The following is a 23,048-nucleotide window of genomic DNA, read 5'->3' on the forward strand; positions in this document are numbered from 1 at the left end:
GTGCGGGGTCAGTGTGCGGTGATCGCGACGACGACGGCGCCGCCGATGCTGAGGACGATGTTGCCGATGGCGTAGGGGACGGTGAAGCCGAGCAGCGGCACACTGCTCTTCGCCGTCTCCTGCAGGGACCCGACCGCCGCGGTGGTGGTCTGGGCACCCGTGAGCATGCCGAGGACCAGCACGGGGTCGGTCTTCCGGAAGAAGAACCGTCCGACGAAGGTCATGACGACCAGGGGCACCAGGGTGACGACCACCCCGGCGACGAGCAGCTGGACGCCGTACTGCGCGAGCCCGTCGATGAAGCCCGGCCCGGCGTTGATGCCGACGACGGCCACGAAGAGCGTGAGCCCGACGGTCTCGAAGAACCACTGCGCGCCGGGCGGGACGTGCCCGAACGTGGGGCTCTTCGAGCGTCGCCAGCCGAGGATCAGCCCGACGATGAGCGCACCGACGCTGGTGGTGAGCGACAGCGGCACGGCGCCCACCGTGATCGACGGCACACCGATGACGGCGCCGACGGTGATGCCCAGGGCGACGGTGACCATGTCGGTCTTCGGGTCGGTCCGCTCGGGGAAGCCGACGTACCGGATCCCCTGCTCCAGCAACGGCAACGGCCCCTGGACCCGCAGCTCGTCACCGGCGTGCAGCGCCGTGTCGGGGCCGAACGGGATCGCGTGCCCGCCCCGGCTGATGCCCTTCAGGAAGATCTGCCGGGCCCGTTCGGTGTGCCGGAGCTCCTCGACGGTCCGGCCGACGACCGCCTTGTTGGTCACGACGACGGACAGTTCCTCGATCGGCACGTCGAGCAGCGTCGGGTCGTCGATCTCGACCGCGAACGCGGCCAGGTCGTCCTCGATGATCGCCGCGTGGTGGCCGGCGACGACCACGATGTCGCCGGGGGCGAGCGTCTGGTCCAGGTGCGGCTCCACGATCGTGTCCCCGTGCCGGACCCGGGCGATGAAGACCCGCGAACCGATGCGGGCGTCCGAGGCCTGCTCGAACTCGCCGACGGTCTGCGGCGTGAAGGCCGTCGTCAGCCGGTACGCGCGCCGGACGACCTGCTGGTACGCCGACGTCACGTCGGGGTTGTCGTCGTGCACCCCGAGGCGCTGCTCCAGGTCGTGCGCCGCGGCGGGCAGGTCGCGGATGCCGAGGAACCGCGGGGCGAGCAGGGAGATGTAGAGCGCCGCACCGACGGTGCCGAAGATGTAGGTCACCGCGTACGCCACCGGCACCAGGTCGCTCCACGCCTTCGCCGTCGCGTCGCTCACCGGGAGTCCGGCGATGGAGTCCTGCGCGACGCCGATGATCGACGACTGCGTCAGCCCGCCGCCCGCCAGACCGGCGGCCAGACCCGGGTTGTAGCCGAGGATGCTGCTGATGACGATCGTCGTGCCGAACCCGACCACGGCCAGCACGACGGCGAACACCGCCTGCGGCAGCCCGGAGCCCTTCAGCCCCGCGACGAACTGCGGGCCGAGCTTGTAGCCGAGCGAGAACAGGAAGATCAGGAAGAAGACCTGCTTGACGATCGGGTCGACCTGCAGGTCGTCCCCGAGCACCGCGCCGATGACGACGCCGGCGAGCAGGGTGCCCGTCACGGCCCCGAGACCGATGCCGCGGTAGCTGAAGCGCCCCACGAAGAACCCGACCCCGAGCGCCAGGAACACGGCGATCTCGGGGTGCTCGATGATGGTGTCCCTGACCCAGGTCATGCGGCCGCCCTCGCCCTCGGGGCCCCTGCCTGCCCCGTTGGCCGAAAACGTAAACGGACCTCACACCCGGTGTTCCCAGGAACGCGCGCGCCGCCCTGGGCGCACCACGGGACGGACGGGAGGCACGGGGCGGGCCCGCCCCGGGCCTCCCGTCCGTCGGCGCGTCCAGACCACGGCGCAGGAAGAACGCCCCGATGAGGAGGGGGGATCTCATCGGGGCGTTCCGTTCGTGGGGCCGCGTCAGGCGGCGAGGCGCGCAGCGAGCGCGGTGGCGCGGGACCGGAGGTCCGCGTAGGTGGCCTCGTACGCGTCCGGCGTGCCGACGCGCGAGGGGTTCGGCAGCGACCAGTGCATGCTGTCGCCGTCGTCGATCGACTCGTGCGCGCGGTCGCAGACCGTGACGACCAGGTCACCGTCGGCGACGAGGTCGCGGAAGGCACGCGGGACGTGGCGGCCGAGGTCCAGGCCGTGGCGTTCCCCGACGGCGACCGCCCCGGGGGCGATGGCGGCCGCGGGACGCGTCCCGCCCGACAGCGAGCCGATCTCGCTGACCTGCGCCCAGACGCCCGCGGCCAGCGGGGAGCGCGCGGAGTTGCCGGTGCAGACGAACAGCACGCGGGACACCGGGCCGGGCACCGCCGCCGAACCGTGCGGGACACCGCTCGGTTCGAGGTGCAGGTAGCTGCGGCGCCCGTCGCCGTCGGAGCGGCGTCGCGTGACCAGACCGGCCTGCTCGAGGACGCGCAGGTGGTGCGCCAGGAGCGGGCCGGAGATCCCGAGGGCAGACCGCACCTCGCTCGGGCTGGCGTCAGACGCGGCGAGCAGGTCGACGATCGCCAGGCGGGCGACGTCGCCGAGTGCCGCGTGCTGCGCCGCACGCCGCTCGAGGTCCTGCCGCCGGGTGTTCATCGGTTCAATGTTGACTGAACCATCTGCCGTCGTCAAGATGAGCGGGTGACGACCAGCCCCGAGCCCCTGCGGTCGTCCGCGGGATCGGTGTTCCTGGTGTTCCTGCGGCTCGGGCTGACCTCGTTCGGCGGGCCGGTCGCACACCTCGGGTACTTCCGCGAGGCCTTCGTGGTGCGTCGCCGCTGGCTGCGGGACGACGCCTACGCCGACCTCGTCGCGCTGTGCCAGTTCCTGCCCGGACCGGCGTCGAGCCAGGTCGGGATGGCACTCGGGCTGCAGCGCGCCGGACTGCCCGGGCTCCTCGCGGCGTGGTGCGGGTTCACCCTGCCGTCCGCGGTGCTGCTCGTCGCGTTCGCCCTGCTGGTCTCCGGCACGCCCGACCTGGCCGGCGCCGGGTGGCTGCTCGGGCTGCAGGCCGCCGCAGCCGCGGTGGTGGCGCAGGCGGTGCTCGGCATGGCGCGCTCGCTCACACCGGACCGCCGTCGGGCGACCATCGCGACCGCCGCCGCGGTCGTGGTGCTGCTCGTCCCCGGCCCGGCGGCGCAGGTCGCGGTCATCGCGGTGTGCGGTGTGGTCGGCGTGCTGTGGCTCGGTCGGGTGGTCGACTCGGTCGAGGATGTCGGAGACACCGAGGACGCCGGCTCCCAGATCGCCGTGCGCCTCCCCCGCTGGGTCGCCGTGTCGGCGCTCGTCGCGTTCGCCGCCCTGCTCGTCGCGGCACCCGTCGCCGCGAGCGGCACCGGGGCAGTGCGCCTGTTCGGGGTCTTCGCGCAGGCGGGCTCGCTCGTCTTCGGCGGCGGCCACGTCGTCCTGCCGTTGCTCGAGTCACAGACCGTGGCCACGCACCTGGTGGGCCACGCGGACTTCCTGGCCGGGTACGGCGCCGCACAGGCCGTGCCCGGGCCGCTCTTCACCTTCGCCGCCTACCTCGGCGCCGTCGCCGACGGCAGTCCGAGCGGGCTCCTCGGCGCGGCGGTGGCACTCGTCGCGATCTTCCTGCCGGCGGCGCTCCTGGTCATCGGTGCGCTGCCGTTCTGGCACGTGCTCCGTGCCCTGCCGTGGGCCCGGCGCGTGCTGGCCGGTGTGAACGCGGGGGTCGTCGGGCTCCTCGCCGCGGCGCTCTGGGACCCGGTCATCACCGAGGGCATCCGCTCGGCACCCGCACTGGCGCTCGCCGTGGCCGCCTTCACCGCCCTCACCCGCTGGTCCGCTCCCCCGTGGGCCGTCGTCATCGGAGCCGGCCTGCTCGGCGCCGTCGTCCTCTGATCGGAGCACTCCGCATGCCCACCGTCCTGTTCGTCTGCGTCCACAACGCCGGCCGCTCCCAGATGGCCGCCGGCTTCCTGCAGCACCTGGCGGGTGGCCGCGTCGACGTCCGGAGCGCCGGCTCCGAACCGGCCGACCAGCTCAACCCCGTGGTCGTCGCAGCGATGCTCGAGGAGGGCATCGACATCCGGAACGAGCAGCCCGCGCTGCTCAGCACCGATTCCGTCCGCGCCGCGGACGTCGTCATCACGATGGGGTGCGGGGACGCCTGCCCGGTGTTCCCGGGCAAGCGCTACGAGGACTGGGAGCTCACCGACCCCGCGGGGCTCGACCTGGACGCCGTCCGGCCGATCCGCGACGACGTGCGCGCACGGGTGCAGGACCTGCTCGCCGGGCTTGCGATCGCCTGAGCGGCGACGTGAGCCGTCCCACAGGTACGGACCGTCGATCACCAGCGGGAGCGGGTCACCCTGGCAGCGCGTGCACAGGCCACCCTGGAGGCGCGCACCGCGACTGAGAAGCCGGTCACGGTCGAGCGAGTGGCGGCCCCAGGGCGCGCGTGGGCTTCCAGGGACCGGTTCCATCGTTCTGCCGTGCAGACGACATCACTTCTCCCCATCATCGCCAAGGCGTGTGCGGTGGCAGCTCCGGTCGCCATCGCCGTGTCGCTCGTGGCCGGTCCGGCCGTGGCGGCACCCCTCCACACCTCCACCTCATCCTCCACCTCCGTCACCACGGCGACCTCCGCGCACCACACGGTGGACCGTGCGGCGCGGACGACCTCGGGTGGCACGGCGGTCTCGCGGCTCGACCGTCGCGCCGAGCAGCGCAACGAGGCCACGGTCCGGCACCTGTTCCGGTGCGCGTTCCGGTCCCCCGCGTCCGCGAAGGCCCGTGCGGCTGCACGGACCGCCGTCGCGACCGGTGCCGTCGCGCACGGTGCGACGAGCGCCTCGGGTCCGTCCGCGTTGCTCGCTGAGTTCACCGCCGACCGCTCCCGGGTGCCCGGCGCCCACGCCGTGATCAAGCACATCGCCGGTGACGGGGACCTGGTGGCCGTGCACTGGCAGATCACCGCGAAGCCGAAGGACGAACGCACCGGTGACGCTGCCGTCGACCTGTTCCGCATGCGCGACGGGCGCATCAGCGAGTGGTGGGCACTCCGTCAGACGGTCCCGACGGGCACGCCGGCCAGCGGCAACACGAACAGCATGTTCAGCGACCTGTACCCGGCCGCGAAGCGTGACCGTCACCTGACCGAGCGGCAGGAGGAGCACAACCGGGTGCTCGCCGTGACCGCGTACAACCGGCTGTTCCGCGACCACGACGTGTCCGTCCTCGACGAGAAGTTCGACCCGGCGTACCTGCAGCACAACTCGGTCGCCGCGAACGGCACGGCCGCGCTCAAGCAGTTCTTCGCCGGCAGCGCCGCGCAGAGCCTGCCGAAGCAGGAGTCCGTCATCTCGCTCGCCGACGGCGACCTGGTGTGGACGTTCTCGAAGCCGGTCGGTGCGAAGGCCGACGCCCCGTTCGGCGCGGCCGACCTGTTCCGGGTCGACGACAACCTGATCCGCGAGCACTGGGACGTCGTCCCGACGAGCTGAGGATCGGCACCGGAGCCGCGCGTCTCAGGACGCGCGGCTCCGTCGTGCCCGCTCCTTGATCGCGGTGATGACGGCCGTCTTCGCCTCGGCGTAGGCGTTCATGTCGTCCCAGCTCCGGTCGAGCAGCTCCCGCTTCGTCCGTTCGTACAGCACCCGGTCGTCGGCGTCGGCGCGCAGGTGGTCACGGAGGAGCAGGTACTCGTCGACCGCCGTCGCACCCCGCTCGTAGACGTGCACGTGGACGTCGCGGGCGGGCGTCCGGACCAGGCGGTGGCCCGGCTCGCGGACGCGCAGCTCGTACCCGGCGGCGAGGAGCTGGTCGAGGTACGTGGCCTCGGCGGTGATGTCGGCGACGACGACCACGATGTCGACGATGGGTTTCGCTGCCAGGCCGGGGACGGCCGTGGAGCCGATGTGCTCGACGACCGGAGCGTCCGTGCCGGAGCCGGGGAGGGCCTCCAGGATGCGTCGCCGGTGGTCGGCGAAGACCGCAGCCCACCCGCTGTCGGCGGGGTGCAGGGTCACGGTGACCGGCTCCGGGCCGCCGATGATCTCGACGGTCGTGACGTCCGGGCGGCTGTGGTCGTCGTCGTGGTTCATCCGGACATGATCGCAGTCCGTGGTCGTGGTCGCGGTCGCGGTCGTCGATCGCGTCAGAGCTTCGTGGGGAACGCCGATCCGCGGCCGATGACGGTGAGGAGCGCTGCGATCGCCCCGAACACGATCATCACCACGGCGAGCACCAGCCCGTCGAAGGCCGTCAGCAGGGCGGCACCGAACAGGCCGGCCGCGAAGATCGCGATGTTGAACGCGACCGGCAGGAACGCGCTCGCGACGTCGGCGTCCTCGCCGCCGGCGGTCGTCAGGGCGGCCTGCAGCTGCGTGGAGGACCCTCCGAAGCCGATGCCCCACAGGCCCGCGGCCACCAGGACCGCGACCGGCGACGTGTGCCCGACGAGCAGCACCACCCCGGCCAGGACGAACAGGCCGACGCTGCCGTGCAGCAGGGGTCGGGGGTGCCGGTCGAGCAGCGCGCCCGTCACGACGACGCCGAGGATCGCGGCGATCCCGTAGACGAGCAGCACCAGCCCGGCGCTCAGGTCGGTGCCGGTCGCCCGCAGGTACGGCGAGATGTACGTGTAGATCGTGTTGTGCGCCACCATCCACATCGCGATCACCGCGAGGATGACGGCGATGCCGCGGATCCGGAACACCCGCACGACGGACAGCTTCCCGCCGCTCGTCTGCCCCGGGGCATCCGGCACGAACAGCGCGATCAGCACCAGGACCACCACGCCGACCAGGCTCAGCCCGATGAACGACGACCGCCAGCCCAGGGCGTTGCCGATGAAGGACCCGAGCGGAGTGCCCAGCGCGAACCCCACCGGCGCGCCCGTCGAGACGATCGCGAGCGACACCCCGGCGAATCGGGCCGGGCTGATCCGCCGGGCGTAGGTCGCGAACATGCCCCAGATCGTCCCCGACATCGCGCCGGCGACGAACCGGGTGACCAGCGCGACCTCGACGTTCGGGGCGAACGCGGTCAGGGTGTTCGCGACGAGCAGCACGGCGATGGCGGCCACGATGAGCGGCTTGCGACGGAACCCGCGCGTCAGGGCGATCGCCGGGACCGTGGCGATGACCGTGCCCATCGCGTACGCGCTGACGAACAGGCCGACCGTGCCCTCGCTCGTGCCCATCCCGTCGGCGATCGCGGGCAGCAGCCCGGCCGGCATCGTCTCCATGGCGACCAGGAGGAACCCGATCGCGGCGAGCAGGGCGAGCGGGAACCAGGGCAGTCGGCCGTCGGTCGCCCGGTCGGTCGTGGGGAGGTCGGAGGTCGTCGTGGTCACGGACCGACGGTAGGGGCATGGTCCGGCGGACAGGGAGGTTCGGCTGGACCCCGTTTCGCCGGAGCCTCACTGGGCGGGTGGTGGTGGGGCTTCGATGGTGGTGTCCACGAACGAAGGGAACACCATGACCGGAACCAGCACCTTCCTCATCACCGGCACGAGCCGCGGGATGGGCACCGACTTCGCCCGGGCCGCCCTCGACGCCGGGCACCGGGTCGTGGCGAGCGGACGCGACCCCGAGCGGGTCCGCGCCGTCCTCGGCGACCACGAGCGCCTGCTCACCGTCGCGCTCGACGTGACCGACCCCGAGTCGGTCCGGGCCGCAGTCGACGCCGCGACCGACCGCTTCGGCGGCGTCGACGTCCTGGTGAACAACGCCGGGAGCTTCCAGGCCGGGTACTTCGAGGAGATCTCGGCCGAGCAGTTCCGCGCGCAGATGGAGACGAACTTCTTCGGGGCGCTCGCGGTGACGCGTGCCGTGCTCCCGGTCATGCGACGGCAGCGCTCCGGGCACGTCATCAGCATCAGCTCCACCGCGGGCATCGTCGCCGGCGCCGGTGGGAGCGCCTACTCGGCGTCGAAGTTCGCGCTCGAGGGCTGGATGGAGGCCCTGCACGACGAGGTGGCGCCCTTCGGCATCCACACCACCGTGGTCGAGCCCGGCTTCTTCCGCACCGACCTGCTGGCCGAGGGCGACTCGACCTTCTGGGGTGACGTCGCCATCGACGACTACGCCCCGCTCTCGGCCGGGTCGAAGGAGTTCTTCCGCGGCATGCGGGGCAACCAGTCCGGCGACCCCGCGAAGCTCGCGCAGGTGCTGCTGACGCTGATCGCGATGCCCGAGCCGCCGCTGCGGTTCGCCGCCGGCGCGGACAGCGTGGCGGGGATCGTGCAGAAGGGACAGCAGCTCGTCGACCAGGCGCAGGCGTTCCCCGAGCTGTCGACGACGCTCGACCTGGATGCGTGACGACTGCCCCTTGCCAACTTTGGCTACGGGTATTAGCCTCTGAGTTACTACCCGTAGCCGAAGGAGCCACGTCATGCTCGAACACCTGGACACCGAGGGCGGCACGATCACCTACGACCTCTCCGGAACAGGCCCGCTCGTGGTCCTCGCCCACGGCATGGGCGACAGCCGGCACGCCTACCGTTTCGTCGTACCGGAGCTCGTCGCGGCCGGCTACCGGGTGGCGAACGTCGACCTCCGCGGCTGCGGCGACTCGAGCACCGGGTGGGACGGCTACCAGCGCACCGACATCGCACGTGACCTCGTCGCCGTGGCCCGCCACCTCGGTGGCCCGGCCGTGGTCGTCGGGCAGTCCATCAGCGGGGGCGCGGCGACCATCGCCGCAGCCACCGCGCCGGACCTGGTCGCGGGCATCGTCGAACTGGCGCCGTTCACGCGCAAGCAGTCCGTCGACCTGGGCGGACTCCTGCGCAACCGCCGACACCGCGCCGGCACCGTCCAGCTTGCGCGGGTCATGACGAGCGGCAGCCTGCCCGGCTGGCTCGCGTACCTCGACATCGCGGTGCCCACCAAGCCCGCCGACTGGGCGACGGAACGCAGCCGCATCGAGACGACCCTGCGGCAACCGGAGCGGATGGCGGTCCTCCGCGCCATGACCCGCACGTCGCCCGCCGACGCCGGCGAGCAGCTGGGTGCCGTCCGGTGCCCCGTGCTCGTCGTCGAGGGCAGTGCCGACCCGGACTGGGCCGTGCCCCGTGCCGAGGGCGAGCGGATCCTCGCCGACCTGCCGGACGGCCTCGGGGAACTCGCCGTGATCGACGGCGCCGGCCACTACCCCCACACCGAGACGCCGGCAGCACTCCTCGCCCTGCTGCTGCCGTTCCTCGCCCGCACGCTGCCCGTCGCAGGTCCCGTTGCCTAGGGCGGGGCTCGACCCGGCGACCGTCACCGAGGCCGCGGCGACGCTGGCCGACGAGATCGGCCTGACCCAGCTGAGCATGAGCCTCGTCGCCGACCGCCTCGGGGTGAAGGCACCGTCGCTGTACAAGCACGTCGACGGACTCGGCGACCTCACGCGCAGGATCGCGATCCTCGGTGCGAACGAGCTCGGTGACGCGCTCCGCGACGCCATGCAGGGGCGCAGCGGTCGGAGTGCGCTCGAGGCGGCGGTGCAGACCGTGCGCCGGAGCGTCCGGGAACACCCGGCGCGGTACCAGGCAGCCGTCGGCGTCCGGCCGACCGGTGCCGATGACCCCCTGGCGGTCGCACTCGGTCGCACCCTGGCGTCCTTCGCCGCGGCGCTCCGCGACTACCCGCTCGACCCGGCCGACGAGGTCCACGCGCTCCGGGTGCTCCGCAGCGTCCTGCACGGGTTCGCCACGATCGAGGCGTCCGGCGGGTTCCAGATGGACACGGACGTCGACGCGAGTGCCGCGTGGATGGTCGACTTCCTGGATCGCGGCTTCCGTGCCGCGACGACACGGTGACCGTGTCCACGGCGGCGCGTCCGTCGAGGCCCGTCGGTCACGACCCGCTCCGTGGCGGCCTGCGGTTCCTGGCGGAGCTCGTCGCGTGGGTGGCCGTTCCCTGGGCGCTCTGGCCCCACTCGCCGGTGCTCGCGATCGCCGCCGTCCTGGTCCTCGTCGTGCCGCCGGCGGTGTTCGGGACCCCGGGCGACCGCCCCGGCGGTGACCCGCCGGTCGCGGCACCGGGAGCGGTCACCATCGCGTCGGTCCTCGCGCACCTCGTCGGGGCGGTCGCTGCAGCCTGGGTCCTGTGGCCGACGGCGGTCGCGATCGTCGTCACCGCCCTGTGCGTCGCCGTCGTCGTCTCGGAACAGCCGCGGTGGCGCGCGCTGGTCGGACGCGGGCGCTGAGCCGTTCGTAGGCTGACGCCATGGCAGCAGCAGACGAGACCGGTCCGTTCTGGCACGGCACAGTGGCAGCCCTGCGGCCCGGGGAGTTCCTCTCCCCCGGCTTCCGCTCGAACTACCGCCCCGACGTCGTGATGAACCACGTCTACTTCACGGCGACCCGCGACGGAGCAGGGCTCGCGGCCGAACTCGCGGCCGAGCTCGTGCCCGGCGACCGCGAGCCGCGTGTGTACCGCGTCGAGCCGACCGGTCCCTTCGAGGACGACCCGAACGTGACCGACAAGAAGTTCCCCGGCAACCCGACCCGGTCGTACCGCAGTGCCCTCCCGCTCCGCGTGGTCGGCGAGGAGACCGGGTGGACACGGCTCACCCCGGAGGCGTTGCGCCAGTGGCGGGAACGGCTCGTCGCGCTCCCGCCCGAGGAACGCGGCGAGATCGTCAACTGACCGACGTCAGGCCGCGATGATGTTCGGGGCGAACCGGCACCAGTAGTCCGTGATCGGCCCGTCGGACTCGCGGATGCCGACTCCGAAGGACTCGCCGCCCACGACCCACGACCCGAGCACCGGGTGGTTGTGTCCGTTCGACCCCGGGAAGTCCGGGAGCTCGTGGTACTGCTGCCACACCCGTTCGGCCCCGGTGCCGGGGCGCCGGTACTCGCGACCGTTCGTCGTGACCGAACCGTCGGCTCGGTGCACCGCGATGCCGTCGCCCTCACGCCCGAACACGGGCTTCACGACGAAGTCGCGCATGCCGTTCGGACCGTCCGCGAAGGCCGGCAGCAGGTTCGGGTGGCCAGGGAACAATCGCCAGAGCGCGACGAGCAGCAGCTTGTTCGACAGGAACATCTTCCACGCCGGCTCGTACCAGCGGCCGAGCCGCCCGCGGTCGCTGACCAGGAAGGCGCCGAACTCCTCGTCGCCCTGCGCCCGGTCGTCCCCGGAGACGAGGTCCTCCCACGGGTACAGCTTGAAGAGGTTGCGGATCACCGGGTACTGGGTCCCCGGCTCGTCCCCGGGCAGCGTGAACACGCTCCGCGACGAACCGGCCGGCTCCTGGTCGCCGACGAACTGGCGGGCCGTCGGGTGCCAGCCGATGTCCTTCATCTCGATGCCGGTGTGCTCCCACCCGGCCTCCCCCGCCAGGTCGCGCATGTAGGCCACGGTGTCCCAGTCCTCGCCCGCCGTGTCGAGGTCGGAGTGCGCCACGAACAGTCGGCCACCGTCCTCGGCGCGCAGGGATTCGTGCAGCAGTGTCCGCCAGCGCGCCACCATCGCCTCGTGGATGCCGTTCCACTGGTCGGTCTCGGCGGACAGTTCGCCGGTGGTGCGCCGGTCCTGCATCCAGTGCCACTGCGTGACCGATGCCTCGATCAACCCGGTCGGGGTGTCCCCGTTGTACTCGAGCATCTTGGCGGGTGAACCGTCTCCGGCGTACGCCAGGTCGAACCGCGCGTACAGGTCGGGCTCATCGTGCTCGAGCGACCACGAGGCGAGGTCGAACCCGGCTCGCGTCAGGCCCAGCGTGCCGAGGGCGCCGGTGGCGAGGTACCGGGCGGCTTCGAGGCACATCCGGTGCAGTTCCTCGGTCTGCCGCTCGAGCGCCTCGACCTCCGGCAGCGTGAAGACGTACGCGGCGGTGTCGTTCCAGTACTCGACGGGCGTGCCGTCGTCGCGGACGGACCGCGAGTAGATCAACCCGGTCTGCTGGATCCGGCGCCGCCAGTCCGGACGCTCGGGGAACTCGATGCGCTCCATCAGCCGCCGAACCCACCGTGACCGCCGGCTCCGCCGAAGCCGCCCTTGGTGACGGAGCTCCCACGGGACGAGACGCCGGCCTTCGCGGTCTTCCCGGCGGGCAGGGCGCTCGTGCCGCCGGAGACCGCGTCCCCCACGCCGGGGACCCTCGTGGCACGGTTGGCGAAGAGCGGCAGGAAGTACCAGCCGGCGTGCCCGCCGTGGTTGTTGCAGTCGTCGTCCGGCAACCGCTTCTCGGTCGCGTTGTCGCGGCAGATCTTCGCGTAGTCGCTGTCGACGCCGGCTCCCTCGCCACACCCGGTCAACGACGCTGCCAGGGCTGCGACCACCCCGATGGAGACGACACGGGAAGCACGGCGACGAACACTCACGAAGGGGAACAGTACCGCTCCCCATGGACCGGTGTCCGCGTCGGCACCTCGACCAGCGCAGACGATCGTCTGGCGAACCGGTAGCGTGTGCGGTGGCGGCAGCCGCCGCACACCGTCCACGAAGGGGCCGACCATGCGATCGGTCTCGGCGCATCCGGCGCACTCGGCCCCGCGCTCGGGGTACCGCCCGTGACGAGTGGCGCGCACCGGTTCGCGATCCGCCCACCACGGACGGTCGGCACCAGCGGAGTCGTCAGGGTGCGGTTCGCCGGACTGGGCACCCCCGGTGCCGTCGTCGTCGTCCACTACGGCAGCCCCGGGGACGACTCCGGGAACGAGCGCGTCGCGGAGATCGAGCCGGGCAGCAGCGCCGTCGGCTCGACCGGCCGGTTCGCCTTCACGGCGGCACTGCCCGAGCTGCCCCGTGGAGCCGACCGGGCGTCCTGGAGCGCCCGGCTGATCGACCCCGCGTCGCTGGCCGTCCTCGGCCGCGTCGAGGGCGTTCACCTCGTCGAGCACACCGAGCGCTGACCACCGATCCACGGCCGGCACGATGAGAGGGCGCGCAGGGTGCTGGCTCCCGTCCCGTCCTGCGGCTACGTTCGCTAGACGAACGTCTGGCCAGCAGTCAGCGGCGAGACCTGACCTCGAGGAGCCCCCGTGTCGACACCCCACCGCACCCCGTCATCCCGACCCGCGTCCATCGCACTCGGGGCCGCGCTGCTCCTGACCCTCGGCCTCGCCGGCTGTTCCACGGCCGGATCCGCAGCGCCATCACCCTCTCCATCCCCCGCCGCGCAGGGCGACGCTCCCGCGACGACCGACTCGTCACCGTCGGTCGACGTGACCGTCGCCGCGACGACACTCGGCAAGGTCGTCGTCGACGGCAAGGGCATGACCGCCTACTACTTCGACGCCGACGTCAAGGACTCCGGCAAGAGCACCTGCACCGGTGGCTGCGCGACCGCGTGGCCCGCGATCGAGGCGACGACCACGACGCCGAAGGTGTCCGGCATCACCGGCAAGGTCGGCACCATCACGGGCGTGGACGGTGGACGGCAGATCACGATCGACGGCCGACCGATCTACACCTTCATCGGGGACAAGAAGGCCGGTGACGTGACGGGTCAGGGCGACAAGGGCGTCTGGTACGACGTGAACCCGGACGGCTCCGAGCAGAAGAAGTAGGGCAGGCACCCCGGCGGGACGGCAGGGATGCCACGCCCGCCGGGGTCAGCTCTCACCCTCGGCCGGGTGCCCGCCCACGCGCACGGGCTCCACCTGCTCGAGCAGCGCGTGCACACCCGGCAGACCGAGCCCGGTGAACAGCGCCGCCCACAGATCCCGGAGCTGCCCCTCGGTGTCCCGCGTCAGCCGGGCGCTCGTCCGGGCCCACATCACCCCGAAGGTCGACGTCAGCACGAGGTCCGCCGCACGTGCCCACTCGGGGTCGGTGGCCGGTCCGGTGCCACCGCTCGAAGCCGACAGGTGCCGACGGACGTAGTCGTCCCACGTGAAGACCCGTGGAATCACTTCCCCCGCACCGCGGAGTTCGTGACTCAGGCGGATCGCCCCGGCAGCCACCGGGCACCGTATGGCGTCGGAACAGGCGGACGTCAGCATGACGAGCAGGTGCTCGAGCCCCTCGGGCTGCCGGATCAGCGAGTCGATCGCCGCCCAGCGAGCCTGCTGCCGCTCGATGACCGCGAAGGCGAGTTCGTGCTTGGACGAGAACACGTGGTAGCCGATCGCCGACTTCGGGCGGTCCATCGCGGCGGCGACCCGTGCGAACGAGGTCCCCGCGTAGCCGTGGCTCGCGAACACCGCCGCCGCAGCCTCGATGATCTGCTCGCGGGTCCGGGTCTTCGCCTGCTGCCGCTGGTTCATCGCACTCCTCGGTCGGGTCTTGGTTCATCATACGAACGTCTGGCCAGGAGTCGTCAGCGGTCACGCCGGGCGCAATGCCTCTGATCTCCTCAGCTTCAGTATTTCGCTAGACGATCGTCTGGGGCATTGTTAGCGTTCACGCACACCGGGCCACCCCGGCCCGTACCCCCACGAACCGAGGAGTCCCCATGCGTTCGACCCCGTCCACCCACCGCTCCCCATCGGTGCGCCGACTGACCGTGCTCGCGACCTGCGTCACCCTCGGCGGTGCGCTCGCCGCAGGCGTCCTGGTCCCCGCGCAGGCCGGAGCTGCCACGATCTCCCACACGACGCACGCCACACACACCTCGACCCGGGCTACGGCCGTGGCGTTCACCGCGAAGACCCACGGCGGGCCCGACCGGAAGAGCTTCACCGGCATCACCTTCGCCGGGACCGGGAAGCCCGGCGCCCTGGTCATCGTCTACTACGACGCACCGGGCAAGCCGCGCGGCCTGTTCAACAAGCACATCGCCGAGGTCACTTCGGGGGACGACGTCGTCAGCGCCAGCGGCCACTACCGCTTCACCGCCGCGTTCCCGGACCTGCCGCGCGGCACCACGACGCTGCACTGGCACGCCCGTCTCGGTGACCCGGACACCCTGTCGGTGATCGGACGCGTCAACGGCACCCGCACGCTCGGCTGACCCGTGACCCGCCACGCGCAACCGGCGCTCGTCCGCACCCTGGCCGTCGCCGTGTCCCTGGCGGCCGTCGCCGGGGCCACCCTCACCTGGGCTCCGTCGGCCTCGGCCACCACGAGCGACCCCGACCGGGTCGCAGCGCCGGTCATCGCCGGCACCGAGGTCGGGGTCCCCGGCGGCACCTGCACGGTCGGTGCCGTGCTGGCCGCCAAAGGGTTCCGGAGCCAGCTGAAGCAGTACCAACGGGCGACCCGGTGGGTCGTGCTCGCGAAGCACTGCGCGCCGCTGAAGGCACCCGTGCAGCTCGCCGGCGCGCCCGTCGGCCACGTGGTCTGGCAGTCCGCGGAGTCGGACCTCGAACTCGCCGTCGTCCCGCCCCTGGCGTGCACCCGGGCGCGGACGGCGACCGGGTCGTGCGACCGATCGGTCGCGACCTGGACGCCTCGGGCATCGGGTCGTGTGTTCAACCGGGTGGACGGGGGCCTGGCACGCGCCGCCGTCACCGGTATCGGCAAGCCAGATGCTGATCCCTTCTGCACCAGCGGGGCGGCGAAAGGGCTGCACTGCTCCTGGACGGCCACACGCGTGCCGGCAGGGAGCCGTCCCGGCGTGCAGCACCTCGCCGCCGCGCGCGGCGGCGCCGGAGCCGGCATCGAGCCGGGCGACGCCGGCGGACCGGTGATGAGCGCCACGAACCGGTTGTACGGGATCGTCTCGGGCAGTTCGACGAGGGCTGCAACGGGCACGACGGGTTCGACGGGTTCGACGGGTTCGACGGGTTCGACGAGCACGACGGGTTCGACGGTGCTGCTCTACACGCCCGCCCAGCAGGTCCTCACCGAGCTCTTCCGGTACCGGCTGGCCCCGGCGTCCTGAGCCGCTGGCCGCTGGGTGGGCGACTGAGCGCTGCCTCATGACCCGGACACGCCCCGGCCACCTCGCCGCCACACCGCCGACGACCCGCGCCGCGATCCTGCGGGGAGCCGGACGCCACCACGTCCGGCTCCCCACGACCCCCGGGTCCTGATCAGATCGAGGTTGCCCCGCGTCCCCGCTCCGCCGCTCCCCACTCACCCACTCCCCACTCACCCGTTCGCCGCGCACCACCCGCGTCGCAGCGACCGCCCTCGCCGGCTTGGCCGTCGTCGCCTCCGCCGCGTTCTCCGTCACGGCAGCCCACGCCGACGACACCCTGCAGCCGGCCTTCACCGCCGCCGACCACCCGATCACCGACGTCCCCGGGCTGGTCAACGGCCGTGAGCTCGCCGCGGTCCGCGGCCGGTCTGGTCAGACCGTGAACGCCCCGCGCCTGATCCGCTCCGAGTCACTCGACAAGATCACCGCCGCCGGGGCCACGTCCCTGGCCGACGAGTACCACGTCGACCTCGTCGTCGACCTGCGCACCCCGTCACAGATCGCCGCGAAGCCGGACGTCGCGATCCCGGGTGCGCGCCACGTCGACATCTCCATGTTCGGCGCGGACGGCGACTACAGCGACGACACCGCGATGTACCACGACCTGGTCGACAAGGGCCGGGTCGACCAGGCGACACCCGGGTCGATGATCACCGCGTACCGCCGGGTGCTCCGGATCCTCGCCACGCACACCAGCGGCACGGTCCTGATCCACTGCTCGCACGGCATGGACCGCACCGGCACCGTCGTGGACCTGCTCGACCGGGTCCTCGGCGTCGACAGCGCGGACATCCTGCACGACTACCTGCTCTCGAACACGCAGCTCGGGGTGACCTGGGCGACCCCGCAGCTGCTGCAGGGCACCTTCGAGCAGGACATCTCGACCGAGTACGGCGGCATGGGCTCCTACCTGACCGACACGATCGGCGTGACCAAGCACGAGGCTGCCGCCCTGCGCGAGCGTTTCCTGGTGTCGAACGACCCCACCGTGTCCTCCATCACGGTCGCCGGCGTGCGTGTCCACCTGCCCGCCGCTGCCTCGTCGCAGGGTGCGACCGTGACCGCTCCGGTCCGGACGCTGCGCGTCGCCGACGTCCACGTGCACACGACGAACCCGAACGCGGCCGCCGCAGTGCACGTGTCCGGCCGGACGGCACGCATCACGGTCACCGCCCAGGACGGCACCACGACGCAGGAGTACCGCCTGACGCTCCGTCGCCCGGCGACGAAGCGCTAGCCCGGCACCCACGCCGACCGCCCGCGGCCCGCGGCGGGCGGCCGGCGTGACCAACTGTTCACCACCACCGTCGCCCGGTCCGGGCGTCCCTCCGGCTACCGTGACACTCGTGCAGTCCTCCAGACAACGGCGCCCGCGGTGACCGGACACCCCACCGTCCCGACCATCCACGACGTCGCCGCCCTGGCCGGTGTGTCGAAGTCGGTCGTCTCCCGCGCCCTCGCCGGCGCGTACGGCGTGGCTCCGTCGACGACCGAACGGGTCAAGCGGGCGGCGCTCGACCTCGGCTACGTCGCGAACGCGAACGCCCGGGGCATGTCGGCACACCGCACGCACACGCTCGGGGTGTTCGTCCGCGACGCCTCCACCCCCTTCTACGGGCACCTGCTGACCGCGTTCCAGCTGCAGGCCGCGGCGCGCGGGTACCGCGTCGTCACCGCCACCGGTGCGGGGTCGTTCCCGGTCAGCGAGGAACGCCGGGCGTTGGAGACCCTGGTCTCCCTGCGCGTCGAGGGGCTCATCGTTTGCAGCGGCGCCCTGCCGATCGCCGACGTCCTGCCGTTCGCCCGGCGCATCCCGACCGTGGTCTCCGGGCGCCCCGAGACGAACGATGCGGTGAGCAGCGCGTACTGCGACGAACGCGGCGGTGGACGCGGCCTCGCCGACCACGTCGCCGACCTCGGACACCGTCGCGTCGCCGTGCTGACGGTCACACCGTCCGGGTCACTGACGCAGTCGGCACGCACCGACGCGATGGTGCGTCGGCTCCGTGCGCGCGGCGCCGACGTGCTCCGTATCCGCTCCGAGGACCACGGAGCAGACCCCGAGGACCTCGACTCGTTCCTCGAGCAGGTCCTGCGGGCCGGCGGCGTGACGGCGATCATGGCACCGAGCGACCGCTGGGCCGTCGGTGTGCTCGAGTCGATGCGCCGCCGCGGCCTCCGTGCACCGGACGACCTGTCGGTCACGGGCTACGACGGGGTCGCCCCACTCGCCACCGAGCTGCTCGGCATCACCTCGTGGCGACAGCCGCTCGGCCTGATCGGTCGTCTGTCCGTCGACGACGTGGTCGACCAGATCGACGGCCGTTCGACGGGCGTCACCCACAACGCGGTCGACGGCACCCTGGTACCGGGCCGGACCGCCGCCCGCGTCTGAGCGCCGGGCGGAGCGCACCGACGAGAACGGCCGGTCCCGCGCCGCCGACACCCATCGTTCACCGTTCCGTCACGGACCGACGGGTGAGATCCGGACCCGTCCGGTCGATCATGGGGAACGTTCCCGACCATCGGGAACGTTCCCCATCCCCGATCCCGGACGGACCCATGCCCCAGAACGTCACCGCCAAGCTGCCGCGCGACCCGAGCGACCCGTACCGCCACGGCATCTACCTGCGGCCGGACGCCCGCACCTGCCGGGCCGTCACCGTCGTCACCGACCAGCTCCGGGCGCAGTACGGCCTGCTGTCGGCCGGCGCCTTCCCGCCGCACGCCACACTCGTCGGCAGTCAGCCGTTCGGCAGCCACGAGGACCAGGTCATCGCGGCCGTCACGGCACTGTTCGACGGCCGACCGGGGTTCGACGTCCACAACGCCGGCGTCCGTGAACAGGGCATCGGGTTCGTCTACGACGTCGCGACCCGACCGGACGGCTCGCACAACGACGACTTCGTCCGGCTCGCCGCCGACATCGAGGCCGTGGTCGCACCGTTCCGGCAGCCGATGCAGGTCCCGCTGGCGAACGACTACGACCCGGAGCAGTACCGCGCGCACCTCTCCCTCGCCTCGCACGACCTGTACGGCCGACCGGACCTGCACGACGAGGTCGGCGCGTTCATCCGCGGGCTCGACGTCGACGTGCCGACCGGGTTCCGCGGCGACACCGTCGTGCTCTACCGCACCGCGAGCCCGGACTGGTCCGGTCGCTGGTGGCAGACGATGACGTGGGAGCACGTCCGCACCTGGAAGCTCGCCTGACCGTGGCCGCGACCCTCCGCGACGTCGCCGAGCGGTGCGCCATCTCGCGATCGCTCGTGTCACTCGCCCTGCGGGGCGACGACGGTGTGTCCCGGCCACGTCGGGAACTCGCGGTGCGGACGGCGGACGAGCTGGGCCTCCCGGTCGGTTCGCTCGCCAGGCGACGCGCGCAGGGCGCGCCGCTCGTACTCGGGGTGGTCGTCACCGAAGCCGCGAACCCGTTCCACGACGAAGCGCTCCGGAGCGCACGCGCGACCGCGCAGACCCTGGGGTTCGCGCTCCGCGTCGTGGACGGGTTCCGTGACCCTGCCCGGTTGGCCGACGGCCTGGAGGCCCTGCACGCCTCCCACGGATCGGCCGACGGTGTGCTCGGGGTCGCGGTCCTGAGCAGTCGGCTCGCCCCGGCACAGCTGGCTGCGGTCGCGCGCGACCTGCCGGTCGCGGTCCTCGGCTCGAGCGGTTCGGCGCTCGACGGTCTCGGACTCGACACCGTGCGCGCAGACGAGGAGTCGGGCACGCGCGCGCTGGTGCTCCACCTCGCCGCACTCGGGCACCGGCGCACGTGCTTCGTGGCGGAGTCCGACCACCCGTCGACGACCCGTCGTGCCGTCGCGCACGCCGCGGTCACCGCGCAGCTCGGCGCACCGGGCGACCACCGCGTCGACGACGTCGAGGCCCTGGCGGCGGACCCGGCGCGGATCGCCCGGCACCTGGGTGACGGGGTGACGGCGTTCGTCGCGACGAACGACGCGACCGCGGCGCGGCTCGTGGCGATCGCCGACGGCGCGGGGCTCGCGCCCCCCCGGATGGCGGCGGTGACCGGGTTCGACGGCACCGGTCTCGGCGAGCGGCTCGACCTGACGAGTGTCGACCAGCCGCGCGTTCGGATGGGCGCGCGGGCGGTCGAGCTCGTGGTCGAGCGGCTCCGGGGTCGTCGCGGCAACCGGCACGAGGTGCTCTCGACACGCCTGCTGCCGCGTGGGTCCACCGCGCAGGCGGTCGCCGGGCACGCGCTCGGCTGACCGCTCGCGACGCCCGCGTCGAACCGGTCGGCGGCCCGGTCTGTGCCTCAGTCGGCGGGCCGGCTGGCGGCCAGGTCGGCGGCTCAGTCGGTGGCGGTCGTGGCCGACAGCTCCTGCACCCGGCGCACCAGTTCGGCGTGCGATCCCCCCGCGCCGGCGGCGACGTAGTCGTCGGCCAGGTGGGCGCGGTCGACGGCTTCGCCCCCACGGAAGCCCCGGAACCACCCGCCGGCACGCTCGAGCACCAGCGCTCCGGCGGCGACGTCCCACGGGTGCGTGGCGAAGCCCATCGTCACGTCCGACCACCCGGCGGCGACGTGCACCAGGTTGAGGGCGCCGCTGCCGAGGCTGTGGTGGTGGCGGTACCGGAGCGTCAGGTCCCGGAGCAGGTCGAACGCCGCTGCTTCGCCGAGCAGGTCGAGGTCCTGCTGCACCGGGAAGCTCGTCAGGACCGTCGCGGCGTCGTCGGGCCCGGACGACGAGTGCATCGGCGCACCGTCGAGCCAGGCACCGTCGTCGTCCGCCGCGAACACGTGGTCGGCGACCGGGTCGAAGACCACGCCGGCGACGACCTCGCCGTCGACCTCGGCCGCGATCGAGATGCACCAGTACGCGAGTCCGCGGGCGAAGTTCGCGGTGCCGTCGATCGGGTCCACGATCCACCGCACCACGGGGTCCGCGGTGCTGCCGGTGTCGCCGGCGGTACCGGTGTCGCCGGTGGTGCCGCCTTCTTCGCCGAGCACGACGGAGCCCGGCACGGCGGCGGTGAGCACCGCCGTGATCGCCTCTTCCGCGGCGCGGTCGTGCAGGGTCACCACGTCGTGCGCATCGCGCTTCGTGCTGATCGTCATCGGGGCGCGGAACACGGCGAGCAGGTCGGGCGCGACGGTGCGCGCGGCCTCCTCCGCGATCGCCCGGAGTGTCTGGGGAGCAGGAACGGTTCGCATGGTCCCCGGTTCTACGACATCGAGGCCCCTGGACGGCGAACCACGCCGGTCGACAGGCCGAACCCGAGGTGAACGCGCGGCGTGCGGCGGTGAACGTCGGCACCCGATCGGCGGAGGGGTTGAACGCGGCGTGAACGGGTGACGGCGGGTGGTCGACGTGCCTTGACCGGTCTCCGACCCCCGCCGCACAGTGGAGTCGTTCCCGGTTAGGGAACGTTCCCTACTCGGAGGTGTCCGCCCCATGACGGTCCCCGTCAGGTCCGGCCTGGTCGCCGGTCCCCCGCGTACCGCAGGGTCGCCGCGGTCGCCGCAAGCGCCGCGTCCACCCCGGACCACCCGGACGACGCGGTCCTCGTTGCGCTCGGACCGCCGGCTCGGTCTGGTGCTCCTCGCACCGGCGCTGCTCGCGTTCGCGGTCTTCGTCTTCTACCCGCTCGGCCGCGTCCTGGTCCTCAGCACCCAGGGCACCGACATCTTCGGTCAGCCGGCGGGCTCGGTGGGGCTGCAGAACTACGTCCGCACGTTCACCGACCCCGTGTTCGGACGGACGATGCTGACCACCGCGGTCTTCTGCGTCGGCGTGGTCGTCGGCCGCATCGTGTTCGGTCTGCTCGTCGTGATCCCCCTGACCGTGAAGCTCCGCGGCCTGCCGGTCTTCCGCGCACTCCTGACGGCACCCATGGTCGTGTCCGTGTCAGCGGGGTCCGTCGCGTTCGCGGCGATGCTCGCACCCGGCAACGGGCTGCTGAACACGGTGATCACCCAGTTCGGCGGCGCGCCCGTGCCGTTCCTGACGAGTACACAGTGGGCCCTGGCGAGCGTCATCGTCGTGACGATCTGGGGGTCGCTCGGGTTCACCGTGCTGCTCCTGCTCGGAGCGTTCGGCGCCATCGACCAGGACGTCATCGAGGCGGCGCACCTCGACGGTGCCGGGCCCGTGCGGACGCTCTGGTCGATCTCGTTGCCGCTCGTCACGCCGACGCTCTTCTTCGTCGTCGTGACCGGAACCGTCGAGGCACTCACGACCTTCGGGCAGATCCAGATCCTCACGGGCGGCGGTCCGGCCGACTCCTCGAAGACCCTCGTCTACGCGATCTACCAGCAGGCCTTCGGGTCCGGCAGCGCGAACTTCGGCCTCGCGGCCGCGCTCGGGGTCGTGCTGTTCCTGCTGGTCCTCGGGCTGTCGCTCGTGCAGTTCGGCGTGCTCGAGAAGCGGGTGAACTACTGATGCGCCCCGTCAGCGCACGCCGGCTCCGGAGCGTCTTCGTCTACGCCTGGCTCGTCATCGCGGTCGTCGTCGTCTGCTTCCCGCTCTACTACGTGTTCGAGGGCGCGCTCACCCCGACCCGGTACCTGGACCAGGGCCTCGCCGGTCTGGTGCCGATCCACCTGACACTCGACAACATCGTCCGAGCCACGCAGGTCGTCCCGCTCGGGCAGCAGTTCCTGAACAGCGTCGTCGTCACCCTCGCCCAGACGGTGCTGCAGGTCGTCATCGGCATCATCACCGCCTACGCCCTGGTGTTCTGTCGGCTCCGGGGCACCCGTGCCCTGTTCCTCGTCCTGCTCGCCAGCATGATGATCCCCGGCGAGACGACCTTGATCGCGAACTACCTGACCGTCTCGTCGTGGCACCTCATCGACACGCTCCTGGTCGTCTTCCTGCCGTTCGTGGCCTCGGCGCTGACGATCTTCCTGTTCCGCCAGGCGTTCCTGAGCTTCCCGGACGAGCTGCGCGAAGCCACGGTGCTCGACGGCGCCGGACACTTCCGGTTCATCCGGTCCATGCTCCTGCCGCTCACCCGCCCGACGCTCGTCTCGGTCACCCTGGTGAGCGCGACGGCCGCCTGGAACGGGTTCTTCTGGCCGCTCCTCGTCACCAACTCGCCGGAACACCGCACCGTGCAGGTCGGCATCGCCCAGCTGTCCGACGCCGAGGCCGCCGACATCGGCGTGGTCCTCGCCGGCGCCGCCATGGTGACCCTCCCCGTCCTGGTCCTCGTCCTCATCGCCCAGCGGTTCCTCGCCGGAGGCCTCACCGCCGGGGCTGTCTCTTATACACATCT

At 72.3% G+C, this 23,048-nt stretch carries 26 protein-coding genes; 18 read left to right on the plus strand and 8 right to left on the minus strand.

All coding sequences use genetic code 11. From position 1 onward, the window contains the following. Nucleotides 1-8: 8 nt before the first annotated feature. Nucleotides 9-1,715, minus strand: coding sequence for an aspartate:alanine exchanger family transporter (locus tag DEJ03_RS06130; protein ID WP_110863903.1), 1,707 nt, complete (start codon nt 1,713-1,715; stop codon nt 9-11). A gap of 240 nt (nt 1,716-1,955) precedes the next feature. Continuing rightward, nucleotides 1,956-2,624, minus strand: a complete 669-nt coding sequence (locus DEJ03_RS06135) for an ArsR family transcriptional regulator (protein WP_110863904.1) — start codon at nt 2,622-2,624, stop codon at nt 1,956-1,958. 45 nt (nt 2,625-2,669) lie between these two features. Between DEJ03_RS06135 and chrA the strand changes: the two genes are divergently transcribed. The 3 genes from chrA to DEJ03_RS06150 all read left to right on the plus strand — a co-directional run bounded on the left by chrA (nt 2,670) and on the right by DEJ03_RS06150 (nt 5,494). Beyond that, nucleotides 2,670-3,890: a chromate efflux transporter gene (gene chrA, locus DEJ03_RS06140; RefSeq protein WP_110863905.1), complete on the plus strand. Its 1,221-nt coding sequence runs from the start codon at nt 2,670-2,672 to the stop codon at nt 3,888-3,890. Nucleotides 3,891-3,904: 14 nt separating this feature from the next. Beyond that, complete coding sequence (locus DEJ03_RS06145) at nt 3,905-4,300, plus strand: arsenate reductase ArsC (protein WP_110863906.1); 396 nt, start codon at nt 3,905-3,907, stop codon at nt 4,298-4,300. A gap of 228 nt (nt 4,301-4,528) precedes the next feature. After that, entirely contained in the window at nt 4,529-5,494 is a 966-nt protein-coding gene (locus tag DEJ03_RS06150) for a nuclear transport factor 2 family protein (protein ID WP_110863907.1), read from the plus strand. Between the two features lie 24 nt (nt 5,495-5,518). On the opposite strand, the gene DEJ03_RS06155 is transcribed toward DEJ03_RS06150, so the two are convergent. Together DEJ03_RS06155 and DEJ03_RS06160 are read right to left on the minus strand one after the other, a co-directional pair. After that, a complete protein-coding gene (locus tag DEJ03_RS06155) occupies nt 5,519-6,094 on the minus strand; it encodes a GrpB family protein (protein WP_110863908.1) in 576 nt (191 codons plus the stop codon). 53 nt (nt 6,095-6,147) lie between these two features. Continuing rightward, nucleotides 6,148-7,347, minus strand: coding sequence for an MFS transporter (locus DEJ03_RS06160; protein WP_258370593.1), 1,200 nt, complete (start codon nt 7,345-7,347; stop codon nt 6,148-6,150). Between the two features lie 124 nt (nt 7,348-7,471). On the opposite strand from DEJ03_RS06160, the gene DEJ03_RS06165 reads away from it, so the two are divergent. The 5 genes from DEJ03_RS06165 (at nt 7,472) to arr (ending at nt 10,633) form a co-directional block, all read left to right on the plus strand. Continuing rightward, nucleotides 7,472-8,314, plus strand: coding sequence for an SDR family oxidoreductase (locus DEJ03_RS06165; protein ID WP_110863938.1), 843 nt, complete (start codon nt 7,472-7,474; stop codon nt 8,312-8,314). 73 nt (nt 8,315-8,387) lie between these two features. Then, nucleotides 8,388-9,236: an alpha/beta fold hydrolase gene (locus tag DEJ03_RS06170; protein ID WP_110863910.1), complete on the plus strand. Its 849-nt coding sequence runs from the start codon at nt 8,388-8,390 to the stop codon at nt 9,234-9,236. Then, nucleotides 9,229-9,801 (plus strand): TetR/AcrR family transcriptional regulator, encoded by a 573-nt coding sequence (locus DEJ03_RS06175; RefSeq protein WP_110863911.1) that lies wholly within the window; start codon nt 9,229-9,231, stop codon nt 9,799-9,801. Before DEJ03_RS06170 ends, DEJ03_RS06175 begins: the two co-directional genes overlap by 8 nt. Next, nucleotides 9,798-10,190 (plus strand): hypothetical protein, encoded by a 393-nt coding sequence (locus DEJ03_RS06180; protein WP_084741034.1) that lies wholly within the window; start codon nt 9,798-9,800, stop codon nt 10,188-10,190. The genes DEJ03_RS06175 and DEJ03_RS06180 overlap by 4 nt, the downstream gene beginning before the upstream one ends. A 20-nt stretch (nt 10,191-10,210) precedes the next feature. After that, on the plus strand, nt 10,211-10,633 hold the full coding sequence (arr, locus tag DEJ03_RS06185) for an NAD(+)--rifampin ADP-ribosyltransferase (protein WP_071244431.1): 423 nt from the start codon (nt 10,211-10,213) through the stop codon (nt 10,631-10,633). Nucleotides 10,634-10,639: 6 nt separating this feature from the next. Here the strand turns inward: arr and DEJ03_RS06190 are convergent, their stop codons facing one another. Both DEJ03_RS06190 and DEJ03_RS06195 read right to left on the minus strand, forming a co-directional pair. Beyond that, the gene (locus tag DEJ03_RS06190) at nt 10,640-11,944 is read right to left on the minus strand and encodes a glutathionylspermidine synthase family protein (protein ID WP_110863912.1); all 1,305 of its coding nucleotides are present in this window, start codon (nt 11,942-11,944) and stop codon (nt 10,640-10,642) included. Then, nucleotides 11,944-12,315: a tRNA-dihydrouridine synthase gene (locus tag DEJ03_RS06195; RefSeq protein WP_152377983.1), complete on the minus strand. Its 372-nt coding sequence runs from the start codon at nt 12,313-12,315 to the stop codon at nt 11,944-11,946. The genes DEJ03_RS06190 and DEJ03_RS06195 overlap by 1 nt, the downstream gene beginning before the upstream one ends. Nucleotides 12,316-12,573: 258 nt before the next feature. On the opposite strand from DEJ03_RS06195, the gene DEJ03_RS06200 reads away from it, so the two are divergent. Both DEJ03_RS06200 and DEJ03_RS06205 read left to right on the plus strand, forming a co-directional pair. Next, nucleotides 12,574-12,846 (plus strand): hypothetical protein, encoded by a 273-nt coding sequence (locus DEJ03_RS06200; RefSeq protein WP_110863913.1) that lies wholly within the window; start codon nt 12,574-12,576, stop codon nt 12,844-12,846. Between the two features lie 129 nt (nt 12,847-12,975). Next, on the plus strand, nt 12,976-13,503 hold the full coding sequence (locus tag DEJ03_RS06205; RefSeq protein WP_110863914.1) for a hypothetical protein: 528 nt from the start codon (nt 12,976-12,978) through the stop codon (nt 13,501-13,503). 45 nt (nt 13,504-13,548) lie between these two features. Here the strand turns inward: DEJ03_RS06205 and DEJ03_RS06210 are convergent, their stop codons facing one another. Further along, complete coding sequence (locus DEJ03_RS06210) at nt 13,549-14,202, minus strand: helix-turn-helix domain-containing protein (protein ID WP_110863915.1); 654 nt, start codon at nt 14,200-14,202, stop codon at nt 13,549-13,551. A 188-nt stretch (nt 14,203-14,390) separates the two neighbouring features. Between DEJ03_RS06210 and DEJ03_RS06215 the strand changes: the two genes are divergently transcribed. The 6 genes from DEJ03_RS06215 (at nt 14,391) to DEJ03_RS06240 (ending at nt 20,035) form a co-directional block, all read left to right on the plus strand. Beyond that, nucleotides 14,391-14,888, plus strand: coding sequence for a hypothetical protein (locus tag DEJ03_RS06215; RefSeq protein WP_110863916.1), 498 nt, complete (start codon nt 14,391-14,393; stop codon nt 14,886-14,888). A gap of 3 nt (nt 14,889-14,891) precedes the next feature. Then, nucleotides 14,892-15,761, plus strand: a complete 870-nt coding sequence (locus tag DEJ03_RS06220; RefSeq protein WP_110863917.1) for a hypothetical protein — start codon at nt 14,892-14,894, stop codon at nt 15,759-15,761. Between the two features lie 259 nt (nt 15,762-16,020). Then, a complete protein-coding gene (locus tag DEJ03_RS06225) occupies nt 16,021-17,037 on the plus strand; it encodes a tyrosine-protein phosphatase (RefSeq protein ID WP_258370594.1) in 1,017 nt (338 codons plus the stop codon). Nucleotides 17,038-17,175: 138 nt separating this feature from the next. Continuing rightward, nucleotides 17,176-18,195 (plus strand): LacI family DNA-binding transcriptional regulator, encoded by a 1,020-nt coding sequence (locus tag DEJ03_RS06230; RefSeq protein ID WP_110863918.1) that lies wholly within the window; start codon nt 17,176-17,178, stop codon nt 18,193-18,195. A gap of 167 nt (nt 18,196-18,362) precedes the next feature. Then, on the plus strand, nt 18,363-19,013 hold the full coding sequence (locus DEJ03_RS06235) for a heme utilization protein (protein WP_110863919.1): 651 nt from the start codon (nt 18,363-18,365) through the stop codon (nt 19,011-19,013). A 2-nt stretch (nt 19,014-19,015) separates the two neighbouring features. Then, the gene (locus DEJ03_RS06240; RefSeq protein WP_181422621.1) at nt 19,016-20,035 is read left to right on the plus strand and encodes a LacI family DNA-binding transcriptional regulator; all 1,020 of its coding nucleotides are present in this window, start codon (nt 19,016-19,018) and stop codon (nt 20,033-20,035) included. 83 nt (nt 20,036-20,118) lie between these two features. Here DEJ03_RS06240 and DEJ03_RS06245 read toward each other — a convergent pair whose 3' ends face one another. Continuing rightward, nucleotides 20,119-20,982, minus strand: a complete 864-nt coding sequence (locus DEJ03_RS06245) for an inositol monophosphatase (protein ID WP_110863920.1) — start codon at nt 20,980-20,982, stop codon at nt 20,119-20,121. A 355-nt stretch (nt 20,983-21,337) separates the two neighbouring features. On the opposite strand from DEJ03_RS06245, the gene DEJ03_RS06250 reads away from it, so the two are divergent. Continuing rightward, nucleotides 21,338-22,210 (plus strand): carbohydrate ABC transporter permease, encoded by an 873-nt coding sequence (locus DEJ03_RS06250; RefSeq protein WP_258370595.1) that lies wholly within the window; start codon nt 21,338-21,340, stop codon nt 22,208-22,210. Further along, a partial coding sequence (locus tag DEJ03_RS06255; protein WP_110863922.1) for a carbohydrate ABC transporter permease occupies nt 22,210-23,048 on the plus strand: 839 nt, incomplete at its 3' end. The genes DEJ03_RS06250 and DEJ03_RS06255, both read left to right, overlap by 1 nt.

Source organism: Curtobacterium sp. MCLR17_043, from assembly GCF_003224215.1.
GTDB classification, from domain to species: domain Bacteria; phylum Actinomycetota; class Actinomycetes; order Actinomycetales; family Microbacteriaceae; genus Curtobacterium; species Curtobacterium flaccumfaciens.